General features: G+C 44.2%; 10 protein-coding genes. 7 read left to right on the top strand and 3 right to left on the bottom strand.

Going from position 1 to position 20,556, the window contains the following annotated elements:
* Positions 1–74 precede the first annotated feature (74 nt).
* Complete coding sequence (locus NDI35_RS09545; protein WP_445312525.1) at positions 75–5,567, top strand: response regulator; 5,493 nt, start codon at positions 75–77, stop codon at positions 5,565–5,567.
* Positions 5,568–5,740: 173 nt separating this feature from the next.
* Here the strand turns inward: NDI35_RS09545 and NDI35_RS09540 are convergent, their stop codons facing one another.
* Positions 5,741–6,448, bottom strand: a complete 708-nt coding sequence (locus NDI35_RS09540; RefSeq protein ID WP_041623339.1) for an ABC transporter ATP-binding protein — start codon at positions 6,446–6,448, stop codon at positions 5,741–5,743.
* A 317-nt stretch (positions 6,449–6,765) separates the two neighbouring features.
* Here NDI35_RS09540 and NDI35_RS09535 point away from each other — a divergent pair, with 317 nt between their 5' ends.
* Positions 6,766–7,614, top strand: coding sequence for a PEP-CTERM sorting domain-containing protein (locus NDI35_RS09535; protein WP_445312524.1), 849 nt, complete (start codon positions 6,766–6,768; stop codon positions 7,612–7,614).
* Positions 7,615–7,852: 238 nt separating this feature from the next.
* Here NDI35_RS09535 and NDI35_RS09530 read toward each other — a convergent pair whose 3' ends face one another.
* Positions 7,853–8,632: an ABC transporter ATP-binding protein gene (locus NDI35_RS09530; RefSeq protein WP_445312523.1), complete on the bottom strand. Its 780-nt coding sequence runs from the start codon at positions 8,630–8,632 to the stop codon at positions 7,853–7,855.
* A gap of 293 nt (positions 8,633–8,925) precedes the next feature.
* On the opposite strand from NDI35_RS09530, the gene dpdE reads away from it, so the two are divergent.
* From dpdE to NDI35_RS09505, 5 genes are read left to right on the top strand one after another with little or no spacing between them, the layout of a single operon-like run.
* Positions 8,926–12,294, top strand: a complete 3,369-nt coding sequence (gene dpdE, locus NDI35_RS09525; RefSeq protein WP_445312522.1) for a protein DpdE — start codon at positions 8,926–8,928, stop codon at positions 12,292–12,294.
* Positions 12,294–14,840, top strand: a complete 2,547-nt coding sequence (gene dpdF / locus NDI35_RS09520) for a protein DpdF (protein ID WP_445312521.1) — start codon at positions 12,294–12,296, stop codon at positions 14,838–14,840. The genes dpdE and dpdF overlap by 1 nt, the downstream gene beginning before the upstream one ends.
* The gene (gene dpdG / locus NDI35_RS09515; protein ID WP_445312520.1) at positions 14,837–15,724 is read left to right on the top strand and encodes a protein DpdG; all 888 of its coding nucleotides are present in this window, start codon (positions 14,837–14,839) and stop codon (positions 15,722–15,724) included. Before dpdF ends, dpdG begins: the two co-directional genes overlap by 4 nt.
* Positions 15,724–18,816: a protein DpdH gene (gene dpdH, locus NDI35_RS09510; protein ID WP_445312519.1), complete on the top strand. Its 3,093-nt coding sequence runs from the start codon at positions 15,724–15,726 to the stop codon at positions 18,814–18,816. The genes dpdG and dpdH overlap by 1 nt, the downstream gene beginning before the upstream one ends.
* A 5-nt stretch (positions 18,817–18,821) precedes the next feature.
* Entirely contained in the window at positions 18,822–19,532 is a 711-nt protein-coding gene (locus tag NDI35_RS09505) for a hypothetical protein (protein ID WP_445312518.1), read from the top strand.
* Between the two features lie 122 nt (positions 19,533–19,654).
* Here the strand turns inward: NDI35_RS09505 and NDI35_RS09500 are convergent, their stop codons facing one another.
* The gene (locus NDI35_RS09500; protein ID WP_445312517.1) at positions 19,655–20,491 is read right to left on the bottom strand and encodes a class I SAM-dependent methyltransferase; all 837 of its coding nucleotides are present in this window, start codon (positions 20,489–20,491) and stop codon (positions 19,655–19,657) included.
* Positions 20,492–20,556 lie beyond the last annotated feature (65 nt).

Below are 20,556 nucleotides of genomic sequence, written 5' to 3'. Positions count from 1 at the left end.
GCGGGCAAAGCCTCTAAATCAATCTGCTGCTTGCGATCGGGTTTTTCCAACAAATATCACTTTTATGCCCCCTGATGTTTATTCCCTCCCTCAGTCAGGTCATCAACCGCAATCCCCTCACTGTCACCCCTGAGACGCCTGTAGAAAAGGCGATCGAGCTGATGAGCAGCACAGGGGCCAGTTACGTCCTCGTGGTAGAACCGCGCGGGCATTCTCGACTCGGAAATCCCACCAACGGGGCTTCCCCACAATCGCGGGAACAGTCGGGTTTTTACAACGGCATACCGCCTGCGGTACACGCAGGAGGCAATGGGCTGCGTCTCAACGGCTCAAAAGCTCCCTATCCGAGCAGCCAGACAGTGCTGGGGATTTTTACAACGCGAGATATCGTACAGCTAAATTCGATCGGCGCTGCTTTGAGGGGATTTGCGATCGAGCAAATCATGATCAGAACCGTAACTGTAGCCCGAGAATCGGAAATTCCCGACTTTTTTGCCTTAGCAAATCTGCTGGAGAAAAATCAGATCAGTCATTTGCCCGTCGTCAGCGAGACTGAAGAACTTGTCGGTTTAATTAGCTCTCAAAGCTTGGTGCAAATGTTGCAGGGAATTGGCGAATCGACACCAAAAGCAATTAGCAGCGCTTCGCCCCCTGCGGCTTTCGCGTTTCCTCCGCCGCTGCCAATTGTGAATCAGAAATTAGAGCTACCTGCAAGTTTAATTAAACTTTATCAAATTCCTCAAATAGCAGCCTCACGAATAATTCATGCTCCTTCTAATTCCTCGGTTCGCTATTTGGCGCAACTGATGTTTAGACACAATGTTAGTTATGTATTAATCACTGAAACCCCCGATCAACACTCGACTGGTGCGGCTCACAATTCCAAATTTACAAATCCCAACCTTCACAAACTGGTTGGGGTGGTAAGTTCGCGGGATATTGTGCAGTTGCAGGCGCTGGGCAGAGACTCTAACAAAATTAAAGCGGCAGCAATTTGCAGCAGTTCGCCGCCGCTGGTGCGATCGCACTCTACCCTCGAAGCAGCCGTCGCGCTGCTGCAAAAACACTACTGCCAGTTGCCTTTATTAGTCATCAACGAAACAAATCACCCGCTCGGGATTATCAATCCTAAAACTATCCTTTTACAAGCGCTGGATTCAAAATCTCTGCATTCTGGCTTGATCGCTTTGCAGCGCCAGCTAGAATCTAGCAACGCTCAATACAAAAAACTCTCTGCAGAAATACAGCGGACAGCCGCAAATAGCTACGAGGTGGCTGAAATTTCTCACCACAGTTTGGTAGAGCGGCCAAATCTCCCCCCTGCAGTCAATAATCAGGGGATTTGGGACTGGAATCTCGAAACAGATGAGTTTTTTTATTCGGCGCGGTGGCAAGAAATGCTGGGCTACCAAGAAGGGGAAATCTCGAATCGCCGATCGGAATGGTGGAGTCGCATCCACCGAGATGATATTGACTCGGTAAAGGCAGCTTTAGAAGACCACTTCGCCCAAAAGACACCGGATTTTGCAGCAGAATATCGGATGTACTGTAAAGACGGCAGCACTGTCTGGGTGCTGAACCGAGGTCAAGTTTTACGCAGCGCTACTGGGAAACCGCTGCGGGTAGTAGGAACTCATACAGATATTACTCCAAACAAGCAGTTTGAAGTCAAAAACCGCGAGCATGATCGAGAACAATTCCATCTATTTGACTCTTTGAAAGCAACAGTAATTTTTCACATAGATGCGGCGGGGGTTTGGAAATTTCTCAACCGCGCTTGGACGGAAATTACGAATTTCTCGGTGTCCGAAAGTTTGGAAACTAATTTTTTAGAGTGGGTGCATCCAGATGAGCGCGAGCAATGTGCAAACTTATTGGAGTCTTTGCTGTCGGGTAAGTCGGAATTTGAACGGCGAGAACTGCGATTTAAGTCCAAGTCTGTTCCGGGGAAAAACTCCTTGGGAATTCACAGTAATTCCGGCTTTGTTTCCGTGGAACTATTTGCCCAAGTCCGGCGGAATTCGCAAGGCCAAATAGCGGGAATTTTCGGGACTTTGCACGATGTCTGCAACCGCCTCGAAGGAGTTGAGGAACTGCGGGAAAGCGAGCGGGCAATTCGATCGCTCTACGAGGTAATGGTGAGCTCGGAAGGCTCTTTTGACGATCGAACGATCCGGTTGCTGGCAATGGGCTGTAGTCAGTTTGGGATGGATATCGGGCTGTTGGGCAGGGTTTTGGGCGATCGCTACGAAGTGATTGCGGCTTATGTACCGGAAGATTTTCCCTTTGGATTTGCGAAAGGAGACGGTTTTGCTTTGAGCAGAACCTTTGAGCGAGAGGTTTTGCGATCGAGTGAACCTATTTCTGTCGAATCAGCCGGCACTACTCAATGGCGCAACCACCCCGCTTACAGCGTCCGCAAGTTGGAGGCTTTTGTGGGGACGAGGGTAATGGTGCAAGGGCGAATTTTTGGCACTTTGAGCTTTACTTCTCGCACCACTAAATCTCCTTTTAAACCGCTGAATTTTGAAATTTTAAAGTTGATGGGCAATTACATCGGCGCAGAAATTGCCCGCGAAGAGCGAGAGCGAACTTTGCAACGTCAGTACCAGCGCGTTTTACTACTCAAACAAATTACTCAAAAAGTGCGATCGACCTTAGACACTCAAGAAATTTTTCAAACTACCGCCACCCAAATCGGCCGCGTATTTGGTGTCAATCGCTGTACAATTCACACCTATCTTTCCGAACCTTATCCCCACCTTCCTTGCGTTGCGGAATACTTAGAACCCGGTCACGAATCCGCTTTAGATTTAGAACTTTCTGTTACTTATAACCCCTACACAGAAAAACTCCTCGCTGAAGATATAGCCCTGGCATCTCCCGATGTGTTTGCCGATCCTTTGCTGGAATCTTCGGGGCCGATGTGCCGCCGCATTGGATTAAAATCTATGTTGGCTGTTCGCACTTCCTATCAAGGAGAACCGAATGGAATTATTACTTTGCACCAGTGCGATGCAACTCGCCAGTGGAATCCGGACGAAATAGAACTATTAGAAGATGTGGCCGCTCAAGTCGGCATTACCTTAGCTCAAGCACAACTTTTAGAAACGGAAGTTCAGCGACAGCGGCAGTTAGCCGAGCAAAATGAAGCTTTGGATCAAGCACGACAAGCGGCGGAAGTTGCTAATAGAGCTAAGAGCGAATTTTTAGCGACTATGAGTCACGAAATCCGCACTCCGATGAATGCGGTAATCGGGATGACGGGCTTGCTGCTGGATATGGAATTAACTCCTGAACAGCGGGATTTTGTGGAGACAATTCGTACCAGCGGCGATGCTTTGCTGACTATTATTAACGATATTCTCGACTTTTCCAAGATTGAATCGGGTAAATTGGATTTAGAACGCAGCCCCTTCGAGCTGCAAAACTGTATAGAAGAATCTCTAGAATTACTGGCTCCGAGAGCCTCCGAAAAAGGTTTAGAGCTGGCTTACTTTATTGATGATTCTGTTCCGAAAAACATTTTAGGAGATGTCACGAGGCTGCGCCAAATTTTGGTAAATCTGCTGGGCAATGCAGTTAAGTTTACAGAATCTGGAGAAATTGTGGTGTGCTGTACGGCTAGGCAAATTGAACAGGTAGCTGCTAATAGTTTGCCGGAAAAAATTAATATTCTAGAGCCACAACCGCTAGCAATTAACCAGAGAGAGGTGGCACGTAGCAGACAATACGAGATTCAATTTGCTGTCCAAGATACGGGAATTGGCATTCCGCCAGACCGGATGGATCGCCTGTTTAAAGCTTTTTCGCAGGTGGATGCTTCGACAACGCGACATTACGGCGGGACGGGTTTGGGACTGGCTATCAGCCAGCGTTTGAGCGATATGATGGGCGGTACAATGTGGGTTGTCAGCCAGGTTACTCCGGGAAGTTCTAAGTCTCAACCGGCCGTTTCTGCGATCGGACAAAGTATTGCTGGAAGGTCGCCTGCAGAATTTACTCCGCCGTCGATATCGGGTTCGGGTTCGATTTTTTATTTCACGGTGACTGCTGAAGCGAATGACATCCGGGCTGAGGAAAAAAGGCCCGAATTTGCCACTGGTAAGCGCTTGTTAATTGTTGAGCATCATGCCATTAACCGGCAAGTTTTGATCCGGCAGGCAGAGTCTTGGGGAATGATACCCGTGGCTGTAACTTCCGGTGCTGAGGCGTTGGAAATCATCAAAGGAAATTCGCCGCTCGATTTAGCTATTTTGGCGATGAATCTACCAGATATGGACGGTGTGGCTTTGGCTGTGGAGATTCGGAAATTTGAGCTGAGCCAGTTGTCCGGCGGCGACGGTCTAAACCCGAATGTCATCGTTAAAAACCCTCGCAAAATAGCACTACCTTTGGTGCTGTTTACTTATTTAAGTAAGGCGGAAGTTTGGAAAAAACTTGAAACTACAGAAGTACATTTTTCGGCTTTTTTAACTAAGCCTTTAAAACAGTCCCAGTTTTATAATGTGTTGCTGCAAGTTTTTGGATATGTTACTGGCAGAAGCGGCAGGGGAGAAGCTTCAAATGTGGTGACTTTGACTTCGGGACTGAAGTATTTTGAAAATTCTCAAGAACAACACCGCGTGCAGCGGACGCCTGCTGTTTTGAGGCAGGTTGCGGCGAATTCTGCCGGACAGGATGCAACTAATTCTAGTCAGATTCGGATTTTGCTGGCTGAGGACAATGTGGTGAATCAAAAAGTCGCTACGCATTTACTCGACAGGATAGGATATCGGGCTGATATTGCGGCTAATGGGTTGGAGGTTTTGGAGGCGCTGAAGCGGCAATCTTACGATGTTGTGCTGATGGATGTGCAGATGCCGAACATGGATGGGTTGGAAGCGACGCGCCGCATTTGTCAGGAATGGCCTGCTAACAAGAAGCCGAGAATTATTGCGATGACTGCTAATGCGATGCAGGGCGATCGCGAAAAGTGTCTGGAAGCAGGTATGGACGATTATATTACTAAGCCGGTGCGTCGGGAAGAGTTGGCGATCGCCTTAAGCAAGTGCTCACCTCTGATTCGGGATGAATTGGATGCGGTTACTGAGCAAAACAATCAAGATATTTCCGATCAAGTTGACAGTGATGCTGCGGCATCTTCGAGCGTTCAACCGGGAGCAGATTCGCCGATTGATTTTCATATTTTGCAAAATCTCCGCGAGCTAGACGATGATGAAGACCCAGATTTTTTGGGGGAGCTGATTAAGATATATTTGGTAGACGCACCGCAACATTTAGAAACTATTAAGGAGGCTATTTTTCTCGGCGATGCTGATAGTTTGAAGCTAGCTTCTCACACGTTGAAGTCGAGCAGCGCCAATTTAGGAGCCGTGTCTTTTTCTGCTGTTTGCAAGGAGTTGGAGTATATGGGCCGCGTGGCGGTTGAGTCTGGAGGGGAACAGGTTTTTGATGTGAGTACGGCGCGCGATCGCCTGTTGGAAGCTCAAGCAGAGTGGGAAAAGGTGCGGGCGGCTTTTGAGACGGAATTGGAAACGGGGAAGTTGCGATCGCAAATAGGATAATGTGTTATATCAATTCCGGTTGCACTTCTCCGGAATTGTTGACTGTTGACTGTTGACTGTTGACTGTTTGAACAATACCGATGCAACCGGAAACGATATTATTTGTTATTTGTTGGTTTTTGGTTGTTAGTTGTCAGTTTCAATAACCAATGCCCCATGCCCAAGGCCCATATTTAACTTTCACCTAAATATGCTTTGCGAACAGTTTCATTTGACTGCAAATCGCTAGCACTACCGGCGACTACAACCTGACCTGTTTGGATGACATAGCCGCGGTGGGCTACACTTAAAGCCATGCGAGCGTTTTGTTCCACCAGTAAAATAGTTGTTCCTTCAGCATTAATATCGCGGACGATCGCAAAAATTTGACTGACTAACATCGGTGCCAATCCCATACTCGGCTCGTCCAATAATAACAAGCGGGGGCGCGACATCAAAGCCCGGGCGATCGCCAACATTTGCTGTTCGCCGCCGCTGAGAGTTCCCCCTTTTTGACTAATTCTTTCTCGCAAACGGGGAAATAAATTTAATGCTTTTTCCATATCGGACTTGATACCGAGAGTATCATTGCGGAGATAAGCACCCATTTCCAGGTTTTCTTGCACCGTCATGCGCGGAAAAATCAACCGCCCTTCGGGACTTTGAGAAATCCCCAAACGGACGATCGCCTCTGTAGATAGTGCTTCTAAAGGCTTTCCCTCAAATAATACAGTGCCTTGGCGCGGGCGCAGCAGTCCTTGAATCGTGCGGAGAGTGGTCGTTTTCCCCGCCCCGTTGCTGCCGATTAATGTCACAACTTCTCCCTGCGAGACTGTTAGCGATACTCCTTTGAGAGCGTGGATATTCCCGTAGTAGGTGTGAATGTCTTTAATTTCCAACATAATTACTCTTTCTGCTTTGTGCCTTATTATATTATCCCGACTTATTATAAAATTTTATTGCATTTATTTAAAATCAAGCTTTTTTAGAGTAAGCAGTAATTTTACCTAGATCGACACCAGCCCTAGCTCCCATACAATGTATTTTTAGTAGCTGTGGCGGCCAACTTTACATAATTTTTACTTAAACATACGATTTCTTGACAGTAGCTTTACAAAAATCTCTAAGTAAATAGGTAGTATTGATACGTAAGCGAAACCAACCGCTACAACTCACCAATAACAACACTTAAAATGTTTCAAATTTAAGGAAATTCACCATGAAATTCAATCACATTAGTGGATCGATCGCATTTTTATTAGCAACTCCTTTAGTAACCAGCTTGAGTGTAGGTGTAGCGCCCAGCCGTGCTGCCACAATAGCAGGTTCTGCAGCAGCAGTAATGATTGACAACATCAGTCACACACCGACTGACACAGGTACATTTACTAACATTAACACTTACACTCAGGCCATAGCTAACAGCGGTTCAGTTATTAGCGCGGCGACTGCTGATGCAGTTTTTATATCTAACTGTCACGAATTGCTGGCAGCAAATCTCTCGCTAAGTGCAGTCATAGGCAGCGGGAATAACTATTCCGGTTTAGCCCAAAGTCAAGCAGCAGTGATCGGCGACTTCTTCATTGATGCCGAAGAAACTTTTTCCTTTACTTTCCAGACATTTTTAGCTCTTTTAACCTCAGTTGACAACCCCCAATCCGAACGCGCTAGGGCGAATGGGAGTATATCTTTCTGGGTGATTAACACTGTTACTAACATTTTGTTAGACTCTTTTCACTTTGCCATCGGTTTAGACTCTTCTAGTGGCTTTTATGGAAATGCCTTCGTTAGCAACAGCTTTAAACCCACACAAATTAACTTTAATTTTCTGGCTCAAGAAAGTGCAGCAGCTAGCCTCCTGTACACTTCTGGGGTATATTCGCGGACATTCAACAGCGCCACTAACTTAAGGTTAGTAGAAGTTAAGAACAATATCGCAGAGACAGAAGCAGAAGCAGAAGCAGTTCCAGAACCGAGCACAGTATTAGGTACTGCAATATTTTTAGGATTGTTTGTCAGGCAGAGAAAACACAAGAAAACAAAGTCGGAAGTCAAATCAAAAGTTTAGGAAAAACCCCGAATGTTAATCCGTAGGGTGTGCGAGGCGCACATCCTATCGTTGCCGTTGAATTGCTCGTTATAAAATGCTGTCGCCCTGGGCGGGTTGATAAATATTATCGGTTTGAATGACAGATTTTTGGTGAAACCCGCCCCTAATTTTATTGGGTTAATTGGCTGGACATTATATCATTTATTCCCAGGATAAACACTGCCCACCTCACTTATCTGTCGGCACACAATACCCATTATCCATGTCCATCTTCTTCTTTTCCCAAATATGCCTCAATCACGCGAGGATCTGCGCGAACTTCTGCCGGAGTGCCCTCAGCAATTTTAGTACCGTACTCCATAACACTCACGCGATCGCTAATTCCCATCACCACTTTCATATCATGTTCAATCAGCAAAATACTCAAATTCAACTCATCGCGAATTCGGTAAATAAAGCGAGTTAAATCAGCCGTTTCGTTCGGATTCATCCCCGCCGTAGGTTCGTCCAAAAGCAAAACTTTCGGGTCAGATGCCAAAGCCCTCGCAATTTCCAATCTGCGCTGGTCGCCGTAGGAAAGGTTTTTTGCCAACTCCGGCGCTTTAGCAGCACCTAAACCGACAAAATCAAGCATAGTGAGCGCTTTTATTTTAGCTTCTCGTTCCTCAATCATCACAGCCGGAGTGCGGAGGATTGCGCCTAACAAACCTGTTTTTAATCGGCAGTGTCTGCCTACTAAAACATTATCAAGCACAGTCATATTGTTAAACAAACGGATATTTTGAAAAGTTCTAGCAATGCCGAAAGTTGTCAGGCGATCCGGAGGCAAACCCGTGATATTTTTATTTTCAAGTACCAATTGTCCCCCACTCGGTTTGTAGATACCCGTCAGCATATTAAAAAAGGTAGTTTTGCCGGCACCGTTGGGGCCTATCAAACTGGCGATCGAGCCTTTTTCCAATGTTAAACTAACCTGGTTGACCGCAGTCAAACCGCCGAATCGCATTGTAAGTTGCTGTGCTTCTAATAGTGACATTTTGGTTGTAATTCCTAATATTAGTTAAGCTGTTCTAGCTGGGATTCTATATAATACCAAATCCGCTCTGTTAAAGTGCGTCAGCTTGGCTCTGGTGGGATGCTCATTACGACATGGAAAGATTTGGGGATCGGAATGTGTTACAGAAAGTCTTGGGCTAAGCTTCATGACTGCGTTTCGGTTTAAGGTTTCCCCTTGAGTGTAAGGACAAAAAGGGTGGAAAATTAAATTACACTGCTAGTTTTTCATGGCGATCGGCTACTCTAGTAAGAGGTAGTGTTGAGGCCGAAACTATGATTAAGCTTGGTTGGCTGGTCCGATCGCGAAGCGTCTCCGCAGAAAAATCGCCAAACAACGACTTAGGAATCGGAAAAGTTATCGAGCTATCTTACTCTACAGCAACGGTTGAATACTTCTGCTCAATTGGGCAACGTTTGGAAAAAACCTTACCCTTAACTTCGCTTTATAGAGTTCAACTCCCGCCTCAGACACGATGCTACATCCAGCCAGAAAGCCAGGATACATGGATAATTGGCCGAATTTTTGACTGGGACGAAGACAAAGGTCAGTATCGAATCGACCTACCCGATAAAAAGATAGCATTAGTTGCTGAACAGGAAATTTACGTTCGTTGCAACCTACCCATCGATGACCCCATCGAAACTCTAGCGATGAAAGGTCAGGAAACGCCCTACTTTCACGATCGACGTTTAGCTTTTGTCCAGTGTCTCATCCAACAACGCGCTGTCAGTCGCGGGATGACAGGGCTGATTTCTGCCAATATTGACCTTTATCCTCATCAAGTTGAAGTTGTCCGCCGCGTACTCGAAGACCCCATCCAACGTTACCTCTTAGCTGATGAAGTTGGACTGGGAAAGACGATCGAAGCAGGTGCTATTCTTCGCCAGTATCTCCTCGATCAACCGCAGGGACGTGCAGTGGTGCTTGTACCGCAATACCTGCGGGAACAGTGGCTTCAAGAATTAGAACATAAATTCTATGTCTCTGACTTGGACAATCGTGTCCAGGTACTTGCAGTTGAGGATGTCGATCGAGTGAGCCCGAATGCCGATTTGGGCTTCCTGATTTTAGATGAAGCACATCATATTGCAGCAATGGCGACCTCTTCAGATTCGATACAGCGCAGGCGTTTCCAGACTTGCAAACACCTCGCTCATAAAAGCGATCGCCTACTTCTATTATCTGCAACTCCAGTTCTCAATCACGAGCAAGATTTCCTGGCGATGCTGCACTTACTCGATCCGATCACCTATCAACTTGATGATTTAGAAGGTTTTCGTGCGAGGGTGAAAAACCGCCAACAAATTGGTCGAGTTTTACTCTCATTTAAAGAGAAAGCAAATCCGTTTGTGCTTAAAACTAACCTCAACCAACTGCGAAACCTTTTTGCTGAAGATAAATATCTGCTAAATCTCGTAGAGGAATCACAAAATTGTTTGCTTTCTAAAGAAACACTCCCGGCCGATCGAGATCGAATTGTGCGATCGATTCGCACCCACATCAGCGACACCTATCGGTTACACCGTCGAATGCTCCGCAACCGTCGCGATGCGGTGGAAGATGTAATTTTTGCCCGAAATGTGACACCAAAAGTAGAGTATGACTTAGATGAGCGATCGCCCGAAATTCACGAACTAATTGATGAATGGCGCACAGTCGCTCCTAACCAACAACAATATCAGCAAATTTTTCTACTTTTATTCCGTGCTAGCGGGACTTGGTTAGGGATTTTAGCGCAAGTGCTGGAAACCCGTTTAAGCGGCATTTCCCATTCTGCCTTGATTCAAGAATTTGGTGCTGATAATATCCGCATTCTGACAGAAACCCCTAAATTTTCTGGGGAAGAACAGATTTTGCAATCTTTACTAAGAATTATTCAGCAACCTTCAGAAGAAGGATCTCGCCTCGAATTACTAAAGATAGTGATACTCTATCATCTTTCAGAGACTTTTAAACTTCAATCTTATCGCAGCACCCTTCATAAATTGCTCGAACAGGTGCAACAGCAAATTCGCAGACCGATATCGGGAACTCGCCTACCTAAAATTGTCATTTTCACCAGTTTTGCCCAAACAGGCGCTGAAATTTTCCGGTGCTTATCAGATACCTTTGGTCAGGCATCTGTAGCTAGCCATCAATTAGGACTGTCTCGTTCTCATGTTGAGAAAAGCCTCAACCAGTTCAAAAATGACCGAAATTGTTTTATCCTTGTTTGCGATTCCTCTGCTGAAGAAGGTCGGAACTTTCAATTTGTTGATTGGATGATTCATTTCGATCTTCCCTGGTCGCCAAATCGTTTAGAACAAAGGATTGGTAGGATCGATCGCATTGGTCGCCCTTTAAATGTTCAATTTACAGTATTCGCCGGCTCAGACTTAGAAGATAGCCCTCACGATGCTTGGTATCAATTATTAAAAGACGGTTTCGGCATCTTTCATCAATCAATTGCCAGTCTCCAGTTTTATGTAGATGAAAAACTACCAGAACTGCTAACCACTCTGTTTCAAACTGGTGCTAGTGGACTAGTGGAAATGATAGGGACTATCCAACAACAAATTGCTGAAGAACAGGTAAAAATTAGCGAACAAAACGCTTTAGATGAAATAGATGCCCAGGATGAAAACGCTACCCAATATTTTCAAACTTTAGATGATTATGATGCTCGCCATCAGGAAATTAAACGAGCAACAGAAGACTGGATATGTCAAGCACTGCACTTCAAACAAATTGACGATCCCAATTTAGAAAAAGTAGGGCGTTATCAACCTACTAAGCGCACTCTAATTCCCATCCACGATCTGCAAACTCGCTTTGGTGCTTATGCACAACCCTCTGGTACTTATAACCGGAGAATATCAACTCAATATCCTGGTGTCAACCTCTACCGTATTGGGGAAGGATTTGTGGAAGCACTAGCATCTTATATCCATTGGGATGACAGGGGTCAAGCATTTGCTATATGGCGATGCGATGAATCTTGGGATGCTGGGGAAGGGATGGAATGGTTCGGTTTTCGCTTTAATTATATAGTCGAAGCCAATTTAGAGATAGCCCAAAAAGTTTTAACAGATTTTGGGATAGATAATAACAAATACCAGGCTCTAAAGCGACGTACAGATGCGCTACTTCCCCCAATTATAGAGACAATTTTCATGGATGCTCGGTATGAACCAATGAGCATTGTTGAAGATGAACCACTTGTCAATATCCTGCAACGTCCCTATAAAGGTAAAAGCAGTCATCCATGCCGAGATTACAACTTGGCGAAAAGTCGATTGCCGATTCTGAATGAGTTTATTGATGCTAATAATTGGCAGGAATTTTGTCATCAGGCGCGTCGGACTTCTGAAACATTGTTGGGCGATCGCACCTCTTTCATCGAACTCTGCGAACAACAGGCCCAAATTGCCGAACAGAAACTAGGAAAAAGACTTACTCAACTGCGCCTGCGTCTTAACCGCTTAGCTCAAAGCCAACAAACTTCGCATTCATTATTAGCGCAAGAAGTAAACACAGAAACTGCTTTAAGTCAAGCTATTTTAGAAGGAATTCGCCATCCTCGAATCAAGCTTGATTCTGTAGGATTTATCATTGTTTCTGGGCGAGTTCCCATTCAATTTCTGAAAGAGGGGGATGAGTGATGACTGATTCATTCCAAGAGTTCAGAGACATTCTACAAACAGGTAATCTACCTGCTGATACAAGTCAGTTTTCAGAAGCTTGTCAAAGGCGTTTGCTTGATGCTTTGGCTGCTGTGGAAACTCCTAACGCGCCAGGAAAAGGAGATATTGCTGCTTTAGTGCGTCACCTACTGCGGCGGGAAGATGAGCTGCAGGGCGGAATGCCCCAAACTATAAAAGTACGTCGGACTTCTTCTTTCCCGAATCGCGAAATTTGGCGGCAAAGCGGTATCAATATTTTGCGTGAAGGTTCGGATTACTATTTAATTAGCGCTGATCCTTGGCAACCAAATTGGCTGGATTTTTCCGAACAATATCATCCAGACAAACCCGTATTTAAAGAGGAAGATCGCCGTAACTACGAGCCTGTAGCGGGAGATCCGTTTCTGGAATTGGTGGATTTGAAGAAATATCGGAGTGTAGGGCAACGCGAAGCAATTCGTGCTGTTTTGACTGCTCCTGAGTGTGCGACACTTGTGATTAATCTGCCTACGGGTTCGGGAAAAAGTCTCTGCGCTCAATTGCCAGCGCTTTTGGGATCGCAAACTGGTGGTGTCAGTGCGATCGTTGTGCCGACTACAGCACTAGCGATCGACCAAGAACGAGCTTTGAAACCCTTTTTCAACCATGCGACTGCCTATTATCGCGATGAGTCTGAGGAAGGACAACAGAGACGGAAGGAAATTCGCGATCGCATTCGCAACGGCACCCAGCGCATCGTTTTCACCTCACCCGAAAGCTTGATGAGTTCCCTTGCACCCTCTCTTTATGAAGCCGCAATGTCAAAAATGTTGAGGTATTTCGTAATAGATGAAGCTCATATCGTCGAGCAGTGGGGCGATGAATTTCGCCCAGCCTTTCAAGAACTTCCCGGATTGCGAAGAGACTTGTTGCGTTTAACTTCTTTTACGACTTTATTGCTGACTGCAACCCTAACAGAATCCTGTTTGGATACCCTGGAAACTTTATTCGGGAAACCCGGCCCGTTTCAAGTGATATCTGCCGTGCAGTTGCGACCCGAACCTTCTTACTGGTTTGCTTGGTGTGAAAGTGAAGAAATCAGAAAACAGCGACTAATTGAAGCTGTTTATCATCTCCCTCGCCCTCTGATTGTTTACGCCACCAAACGCGAAGATGTGAGGCGATGGAAACAGGATTTGTTGCGTGCTGGATTCAAGCGGTGTGCCATTATGACCGGAGATTCTAGTGCAGCAGAACGCTCTCAACTGATTGAAGACTTGCGCGAGAGACGAGTTGATATAGTCGTTGCTACTTCGGCTTTCGGATTGGGCGTGGATCAGTCCGATGTTCGAGCCGTAATTCATGCCTGCATCCCAGAAACTATCGATCGTTTCTATCAAGAAGTCGGTCGAGGAGGTCGAGATGGCAAGGCAGCAATCTCGCTCACATTGCATACCACTGAAGACCTAAAAATTGCCAAGTATCTTAATGAAAATTCTGCAATTACGATCGAACGGGGTTTGCAGCGGTGGGAAAGTATGTTTTTAAAGAAAACAATTCTTGCCGATGGTCGGTTTCGCGTTCCCGTCAATATTCCTCCATCTTTCCAACTAGCAGATATTGACATGAACAGCGAACAAAATCAGGCTTGGAACATCCGCACTTTAACGCTGATGAGTCGCGCTGGTTTAATCGAAATTGATGCAGATCGACCGCCGCTAAGAAAAAATTTTGAATCGAAAGACGCTTATCAAAAAGCGTGGAAACTGCACCGAGAATCCCGATTTATTCGTATTTTAGATGAATCGCATCTGAAAGCCGAAACCTGGGAACGTAAAGTAGAACCAATTCGCCAACACCGCCAAAACTGGAGCTATAAAAATTTGGAATTGATGCGCGAGGCTTTACGACCAAAACGCTGTATTTCGGAAATATTAGCGGAAGCTTACACAATACGCGATCGTGCAATACCAGAACCGCGAAAAATGGTTAGGATTTCTCCTGCTTGTGGTGGATGTCCTGTGTGCAGAAAAAAGGGGGAATCAGGATTTTCGGGAATTATGCCCGCACCATCACCTGTATGGCAAAAGCCTAATTTTTGGGTAGGTGAAGAACTAGAACGATTGCTAGCAGGAGATAAATTAATGCTGATTTTCTATGAATCTATGGAGGATAAAAATGGGAAACTCAAAAATTCTCAACTTTTTCAATGGTTGAGCGAGCAAGGAATTAGTAATTTAGTTGTGACTCAGGAATTTTATAGTACATTTATTAAAGAACCAAATCTCATCTCATATCCTTTTATATTCTTGTTTGAAAAATACCAACCCATTCTGATGCCGCGCATTCCTACCCTCATCTTTCATCCGCCCGGAAAGGCTATCCCTGACAACTATCTGTCACCAAACCGAACTTCTGACGCGCCGCTGATTATCGTGCTTCCCTTAGATACACGAGATCCCAGTCGCAATGACCGCAAGCTGATCGATATTTTTTCAGGTAAATACTTTATGTTTAACCACTTTTGCACGGAGGTTAATTTATGAGCGTATTAAAAACTGCTTTGGCTGCTCCTAGCCGAATGCGAGGCATATTTAGATATTTGCTTCAAGCCCCCAAGCAGCGTGAAAACAGGGAAAAACTCACTCGCCTGCTTTCTCCAGAGAAATTATCAGAAGGGAGAAACAAAAGTGCGGAACATCCGATGTTTGATGCTGCACTGCGAGAAAGTATCAAGTGCGACTTATTAATCGAAGAAAACGAGGAGATTGCTATAAATGGTCATCTTCCCGCAGCATCCAGACATCCTCAAACTGGCGATAAGTTGTTACCGGATACGCTGGTACAGCTATTTTTTGCTTCTGATAACGAAGATGAAGAAGATTTAGGTCGCTTAATAGCATGGTATTTAGCCCAAGATATTTATGATGCTCCCGGTACGTGGGAAGAAGTAGAACAGCGTGTCGCAGAACAGAGAGTTGCTGAGTCTTTAGATTTAAAAATATCCAGCGATAGTCTGTTCGGTCAAGTCGCGGACTGGATGTGTTATTTAGGGTTTGCTTGGGGTTATGCTTTAGAGTTAAATAAAAAAATTCTTGTTCCTGAACCAACGGCTTACCTCAGACGCAATTTAAAAGATTTGTTTCAAGGAGAAGCACAAGCTAAACTTTCTATTAGGGAGTTTATTGATAGATTAGCCGAAAAATGTCCTCTGTTTGAAACAGGTAAATTTAGAGAACAAGTTGAAGAAAAAATAGCTCTTCGCCTACCCAATCACCTATCCACTAGCACGGCTTTTGCCTTATTTCGCCTTCAGGATGATGGTTACATCCAGCTTATAAAAGAGTCGGATGCCGATTTATTCATCCTTCCAAGGGTAGGTAACGCAGAACGAATTTCTCATATTATCTGGACAGGAGTAGAACCATAATGTTTACAAAATTTGTTTGCTGGGAGTTAGAGCGCGTTCGTTGGGTCATGAATGTGGAGGCTACCCAAACTCCGGATCATATATTTCTGGCAACTCACCATTCGATCTCGATGTACCGCCAGGAACTTATCGAAGCACCGTCACGCATTCCCTACAGTGAAGAACAATTTCTGAAAGACTTTCTCGCTGAAAAAGATTTCGCATTTGTACCAGTTTTAGGAAGTTCGGGAACGGGAAAATCTCACCTCATTCGCTGGTTAGCAGCGAATATAAAATCGACCGACAAGCGCCGAGTTTTGCTCATTCCCAAAATTGGAACAAATCTCAAAGATATTATCAGCTTAATATTAGAAGGGATGGAAGGAGCCAGCTTTGATGAATATCGAAAACGCCTAAATCGAGCCACTAGCACCTTGACTGAAGCGCAAGCGCGGGAACAACTTCTGAATCAGCTTGCTGCTGCGGTTGGCCCTAATGGTCAGCGCGATCGCGCCAAACTTTCTGAATTGGAAGATTACCTCGTTGATACTGTTGACTCTCTACTATACGATCCATTTTTCCGAAAGCACTGGCTAAAAGATGGAGGTATTATTCATAAATTAGTTGTCCATATTCTCGGACATCGAGATACGGTAGAAATTGTTGAAGAACGGCGGCAATTTTCGCTTTATGACTTGCCTCTAAATGTTTTAGACTTGCAAAAAGCTGGGCAGCCAGCACAGGAATTTTATAGCTTTCTAATTGGCGATGAGGATACTCAAAAGGCAACTGTAGATTGGTTGAATCGGCATTTAGATGAAGCGATCGCTCAGGTTTTGAGCCTCGGACGGGAAGACTTGCAAAGATTAATCCGAGAAGTTCGCGAAACTCTAGCAGAACAAGAAATAGAGTTAGTTTTACTGATTGAAGACTTTGCCAAATTGCAAGGAATTGACCGCGAAGTTTTAGAAGCTGTTTTAGCGCGCCCTCAACAACCCGGACGCAAACAATTATGTCCCATCCGAACTGCATTAGCCTGCACTACAGGTTATTTCCAAAGTTTAATTGACACTGTGCGGACTCGTGTTACATTCAGCGTCAATCTCGATATCGGTACAGTTGGCGAACAATCTTTAATTACTCAGGGAGATATCCAAAAATTCGTTGCCCGATACCTCAATGCTGTTCGCTTAGAAGATAAAACAATTCGCAACTGGGCTAATTTTATCAGAACAGAGGAAGACTCAGAAAGGGAATCACTTACAAGTGCTTGCAGTGAATGCGAACATCAACGAGATTGTCATGCAGGTTTTGGAGAAGCGGACGGTTTTGGTTTGTATCCGTTCACTCCGAAGGCATTAGAACAGATGCTTGCTAGAGTAAATCCTCAAGATTTTAACCCCCGCATTTTAATTAAAGATGTTCTAAAATGGACGCTAGAAAATTCAGCCGCTGATATTGAGCGAGGAAATTTTCCTTCTATCTCTCTGCGGGAACACTTTGGCAAAATGCGACTGAGTGCAATGCTGCAAGCAGATATTAAGGCCAAAGATTCACAAAACTACGATCGCCGCCAAATTCTCCTCGATTTGTGGACGGATAGTAACGAGCTTTGCGACTTACCTCCAGAAGTTCACACGGCATTTGATATTCCTGCGCTTGGCGTGAAGGTTCAGCCGACAAAAATCCCATCATTTCCGCGTGCTAAAGAGTCTAGGTCTTCAGTTAGTAATTATGAAGCTTATCCACAATCTCAGTCAGAAAAAAATCTGATAACAGCCGCACCAATTCCAGACAAACTGACTAAACAACTGCAAATTCTTGATAGCTGGAATAACCAAGAAATTCTCCCACAAGATATCGGTGGAGAACTGCGACAGTTGATTTACTCAGCTATCTTTGGGCGGATAGAATGGGATATAGAAATGCTGCTTCAGGGGAGTTTTGGTAGCGAGAGTAAATATTTTAAGCGCCGCAACTTGGTTTTTTACAGTCCAAAAGTTACGAGAGAGACTATTTCTGGAGTTAAACTATCTCTTCCTCTTAATCCTGACGATCCTGATGATTTCCGAGAAAGCGCGATCGCCTTCCAAGGCATTTTACAATACAACCATTACAAGCATTGGAAGTTCCCCGATGGCGATCGCTACTTTCGCACCTACGCCAAACAACTGGAAAAATGGAGTCAATATGTTTTAGAGCAGATTCGCCTGTATCCCCGCGAGTCTGGGGAACCCTGGAACCCTGTCCCTGCGGCAGTTGAGCTACTGGCGATCGCAGCAACAATGGCAGGACATCCTACAAATTCGATTGAAGATTTGATTAATGCTTTGTTTCTCGATTTAGAAGCAAAAGATTTAGAAAATCGTTCAGCTACTTGGAAAAAGCTATTTAATAGCTTACAAAAACACCGCGAGGCTTTACTAGAAATTGTTACCAGTCGCACAGCTTGCACAAAAGGTAGCTCTCCGAGATTTCAAATTATTGATACTGTTCAAATTTTGGAACCTTTGAAACAGGTTAGCAAATCTTGGCAACCTCAATGTGAAATTCCGCCAGATGTTCGAGAGAAGTTTCCCGAAATCGATAAAGCGCGTCAAGCTGCGGACGAGCTGCTAGAAAAAGCAATTCAGGAAGAGTGCGATCGCCAACTTGCTGTTTACAATTATCTAGTAGCTGAATTAGGGGAAGACATCAAGAAAAAAGATGTTACCGATTTAGTAAAGCGGGCGATCGATAGCTCGCAAGAATCTGGTGTATTTGGAGGCAGAAAGAGTGTCGATGAGCTAAAATCAGTATTGGAACAGTTTAGACGAGTTGGGCTTTCTAGCTATTTAGAAACAATGAAGCGCGTGCAAGCTGAGAAAGATAATCCCGATAGTAAACCGAGCAAGCTGCTTAAGTATCTCAGCGAAAATCATCAAAAAGCAATGACAGAGGGTTCCGAATTTGTCGGCAGCACTAACAATTTTCTTGATGCTTCTATAACCGAGGTTAATAACCGAATTGAGAAATTAGAAGTGTCAGGTGGTGCAACAGTAGAATCTTGCCATAGAGCTATTCAAGATGGATTAACTAAACTGCGAAATCTCATTACTGAAATTAAAGGATAGATCGTATGATTTTACAAAAATCCACTCAACTGATTAAGTTATCTCAAAAACAAATTAATCTTCAGAAATATGCAAAAAATTTGCAAGGTTTTCAATCTAGACAACAACAGATTGAGCAAGCTGTCGCTGAAACTCTACCTCTTGTTCAATCTTTGAGAGCTTTTCGCCAAAAAGGAATTACCAATTTTGATTTAACTCAAAAAGCTGAGATTCTGCTGACATTTATTGTTAATGTTGAGGCAGAATTTAAAAAAGATCCTGAATGGATTATACCACCAAATGAAAATTTCAACAAAAAGAATTTCACTTCTAGGATAGAGCAATTACAAAATTCTCTGAGATGGCAATTGGATCAATCTTGGCAGCTCTACCGAAGTCAAAAAATGCCCAGCACTAATAATGAAATCCTGAATTTATTGGATAAAGTTTCGGCATTTAAGCCAACTGTCCAACGGATTAGAAGGTTAGATTTGCAAATTCAGGAATCAAACTCAATTCCCGAAAGCAGTGAGGATTTTGAAAGAGTCGATCGGCTAATTGAGGAATTAAAGCAGTGCTGGGATGGCTTAAATTCTGATGAGGTTCCTGAAGCAGTGCTCTGTTTTCTGAAAGAGGCTGCTAATGAGGGTGCTACCCTGGGACTTTTAACGCCAGAGGTAAAAGATTGGTTGGCTAAACATGACCTTATTGATTCTTTACGAATTCGCTTGACCTAATAAATGGTTTGCGATTGTCCAAGAAATCACTGACGCACCCTCCTGCATTTTCTAGCGTACAGACAAAGTGCGATCGTCTTTGCTTTGATAAGGTGCCTCAGCAGCAAATTGTTTGAGTTTAGTCAAATCTCTTGACTGGCGCCCCCTACTACATTTTCTAACGTACAGACAAAATAAAACTTAAAAAGATTAGATTCTAGCGAACGGCCAGGGCGATATTGTGCGTGTAAATCGGCAGTAGAAAAGTTTTCAATAACTTTGAGATTGAGTTCGTCAGCCAAAGTTGTAATTTTTTCAAACCCAGTAATCCACGGTGCATACATACTTTCGTATTTATCTATGTAATCATTGATATCGTGGTAGCCCGTCGTTCTCAAAATCACCTTTTCCGACATATAATCAAAGGACAATCGGAAATTTTGAACGTTGTCGCGAATTTGTTCTAACACAAGTATTACATCTTTTTTGTCAAGCAAGGTAGTGTTGCCTTCCCACAAAAAATATGTCGGTCGAGCGAAATCAAATTCACTCTGTTTCAGCAAGGAGATTAAACCGTCTTTTACATAATTGCCGGGAAGGTAGCGAACATTGGCGGTAACTTTGTTAGCTTTGAGAGTTTCTTCTTTTAATTGAAGAGTCGCGCGGTCGTCTATTTCAAAATAAGTGACTTTTTCTCCATTAATTCTAGCAGCGCGACTATCCAAACCCGAACCTAAAATAACTACTTGCTTGCAACCTCCTAAAATTTGATTTGACAAAACATCATCAAAATATTTAGTCCGCAACTTAACCATTTCTTTAGCAGCGGGAGAGCTTTGAGCTATTTGGTTAGCTATTTTTTTTGTTTCCTCATTGAGCCATATTTTTACTACATGATCAGTATAGAGAGGAATGACCTCTTCATTCTCTTCTGCTCTAAATTCCGCAACGATAAAAGCAGTAGCAGTTACATTTTTCATGGCTAATCTTTCACCCTTACTAAGTAGTTGGTTACAAATCAACATTAGATGGGGACGGGGTTTTT

This window comes from Microcoleus vaginatus FACHB-2002 (assembly GCF_040004035.1).
In the GTDB taxonomy this organism is placed as follows: Bacteria; Cyanobacteriota; Cyanobacteriia; order Cyanobacteriales; family Microcoleaceae; genus Microcoleus; species Microcoleus vaginatus_C.
Note: the sequence above shows the minus strand (reverse complement) of the source record. Positions and strands in the feature narration are given on the sequence as shown.

Excerpts from the sequence above, each read along its gene's own strand:
- dpdE (WP_445312522.1), top strand. The coding sequence starts at position 8,926 with ATGATTAAGCTTGGTTGGCTGGTCCGATCGCGAAGCGTCTCCGCAGAA.
- NDI35_RS09535 (WP_445312524.1), top strand. The coding sequence starts at position 6,766 with ATGAAATTCAATCACATTAGTGGATCGATCGCATTTTTATTAGCAACT.
- dpdH (WP_445312519.1), top strand. The coding sequence starts at position 15,724 with ATGTTTACAAAATTTGTTTGCTGGGAGTTAGAGCGCGTTCGTTGGGTC.
- NDI35_RS09500 (WP_445312517.1), bottom strand. The coding sequence starts at position 20,491 with ATGAAAAATGTAACTGCTACTGCTTTTATCGTTGCGGAATTTAGAGCA.
- dpdG (WP_445312520.1), top strand. The coding sequence starts at position 14,837 with ATGAGCGTATTAAAAACTGCTTTGGCTGCTCCTAGCCGAATGCGAGGC.
- NDI35_RS09540 (WP_041623339.1), bottom strand. The coding sequence starts at position 6,448 with ATGTTGGAAATTAAAGACATTCACACCTACTACGGGAATATCCACGCT.
- NDI35_RS09530 (WP_445312523.1), bottom strand. The coding sequence starts at position 8,632 with ATGTCACTATTAGAAGCACAGCAACTTACAATGCGATTCGGCGGTTTG.
- NDI35_RS09505 (WP_445312518.1), top strand. The coding sequence starts at position 18,822 with ATGATTTTACAAAAATCCACTCAACTGATTAAGTTATCTCAAAAACAA.
- dpdF (WP_445312521.1), top strand. The coding sequence starts at position 12,294 with ATGACTGATTCATTCCAAGAGTTCAGAGACATTCTACAAACAGGTAAT.
- NDI35_RS09545 (WP_445312525.1), top strand. The coding sequence starts at position 75 with ATGTTTATTCCCTCCCTCAGTCAGGTCATCAACCGCAATCCCCTCACT.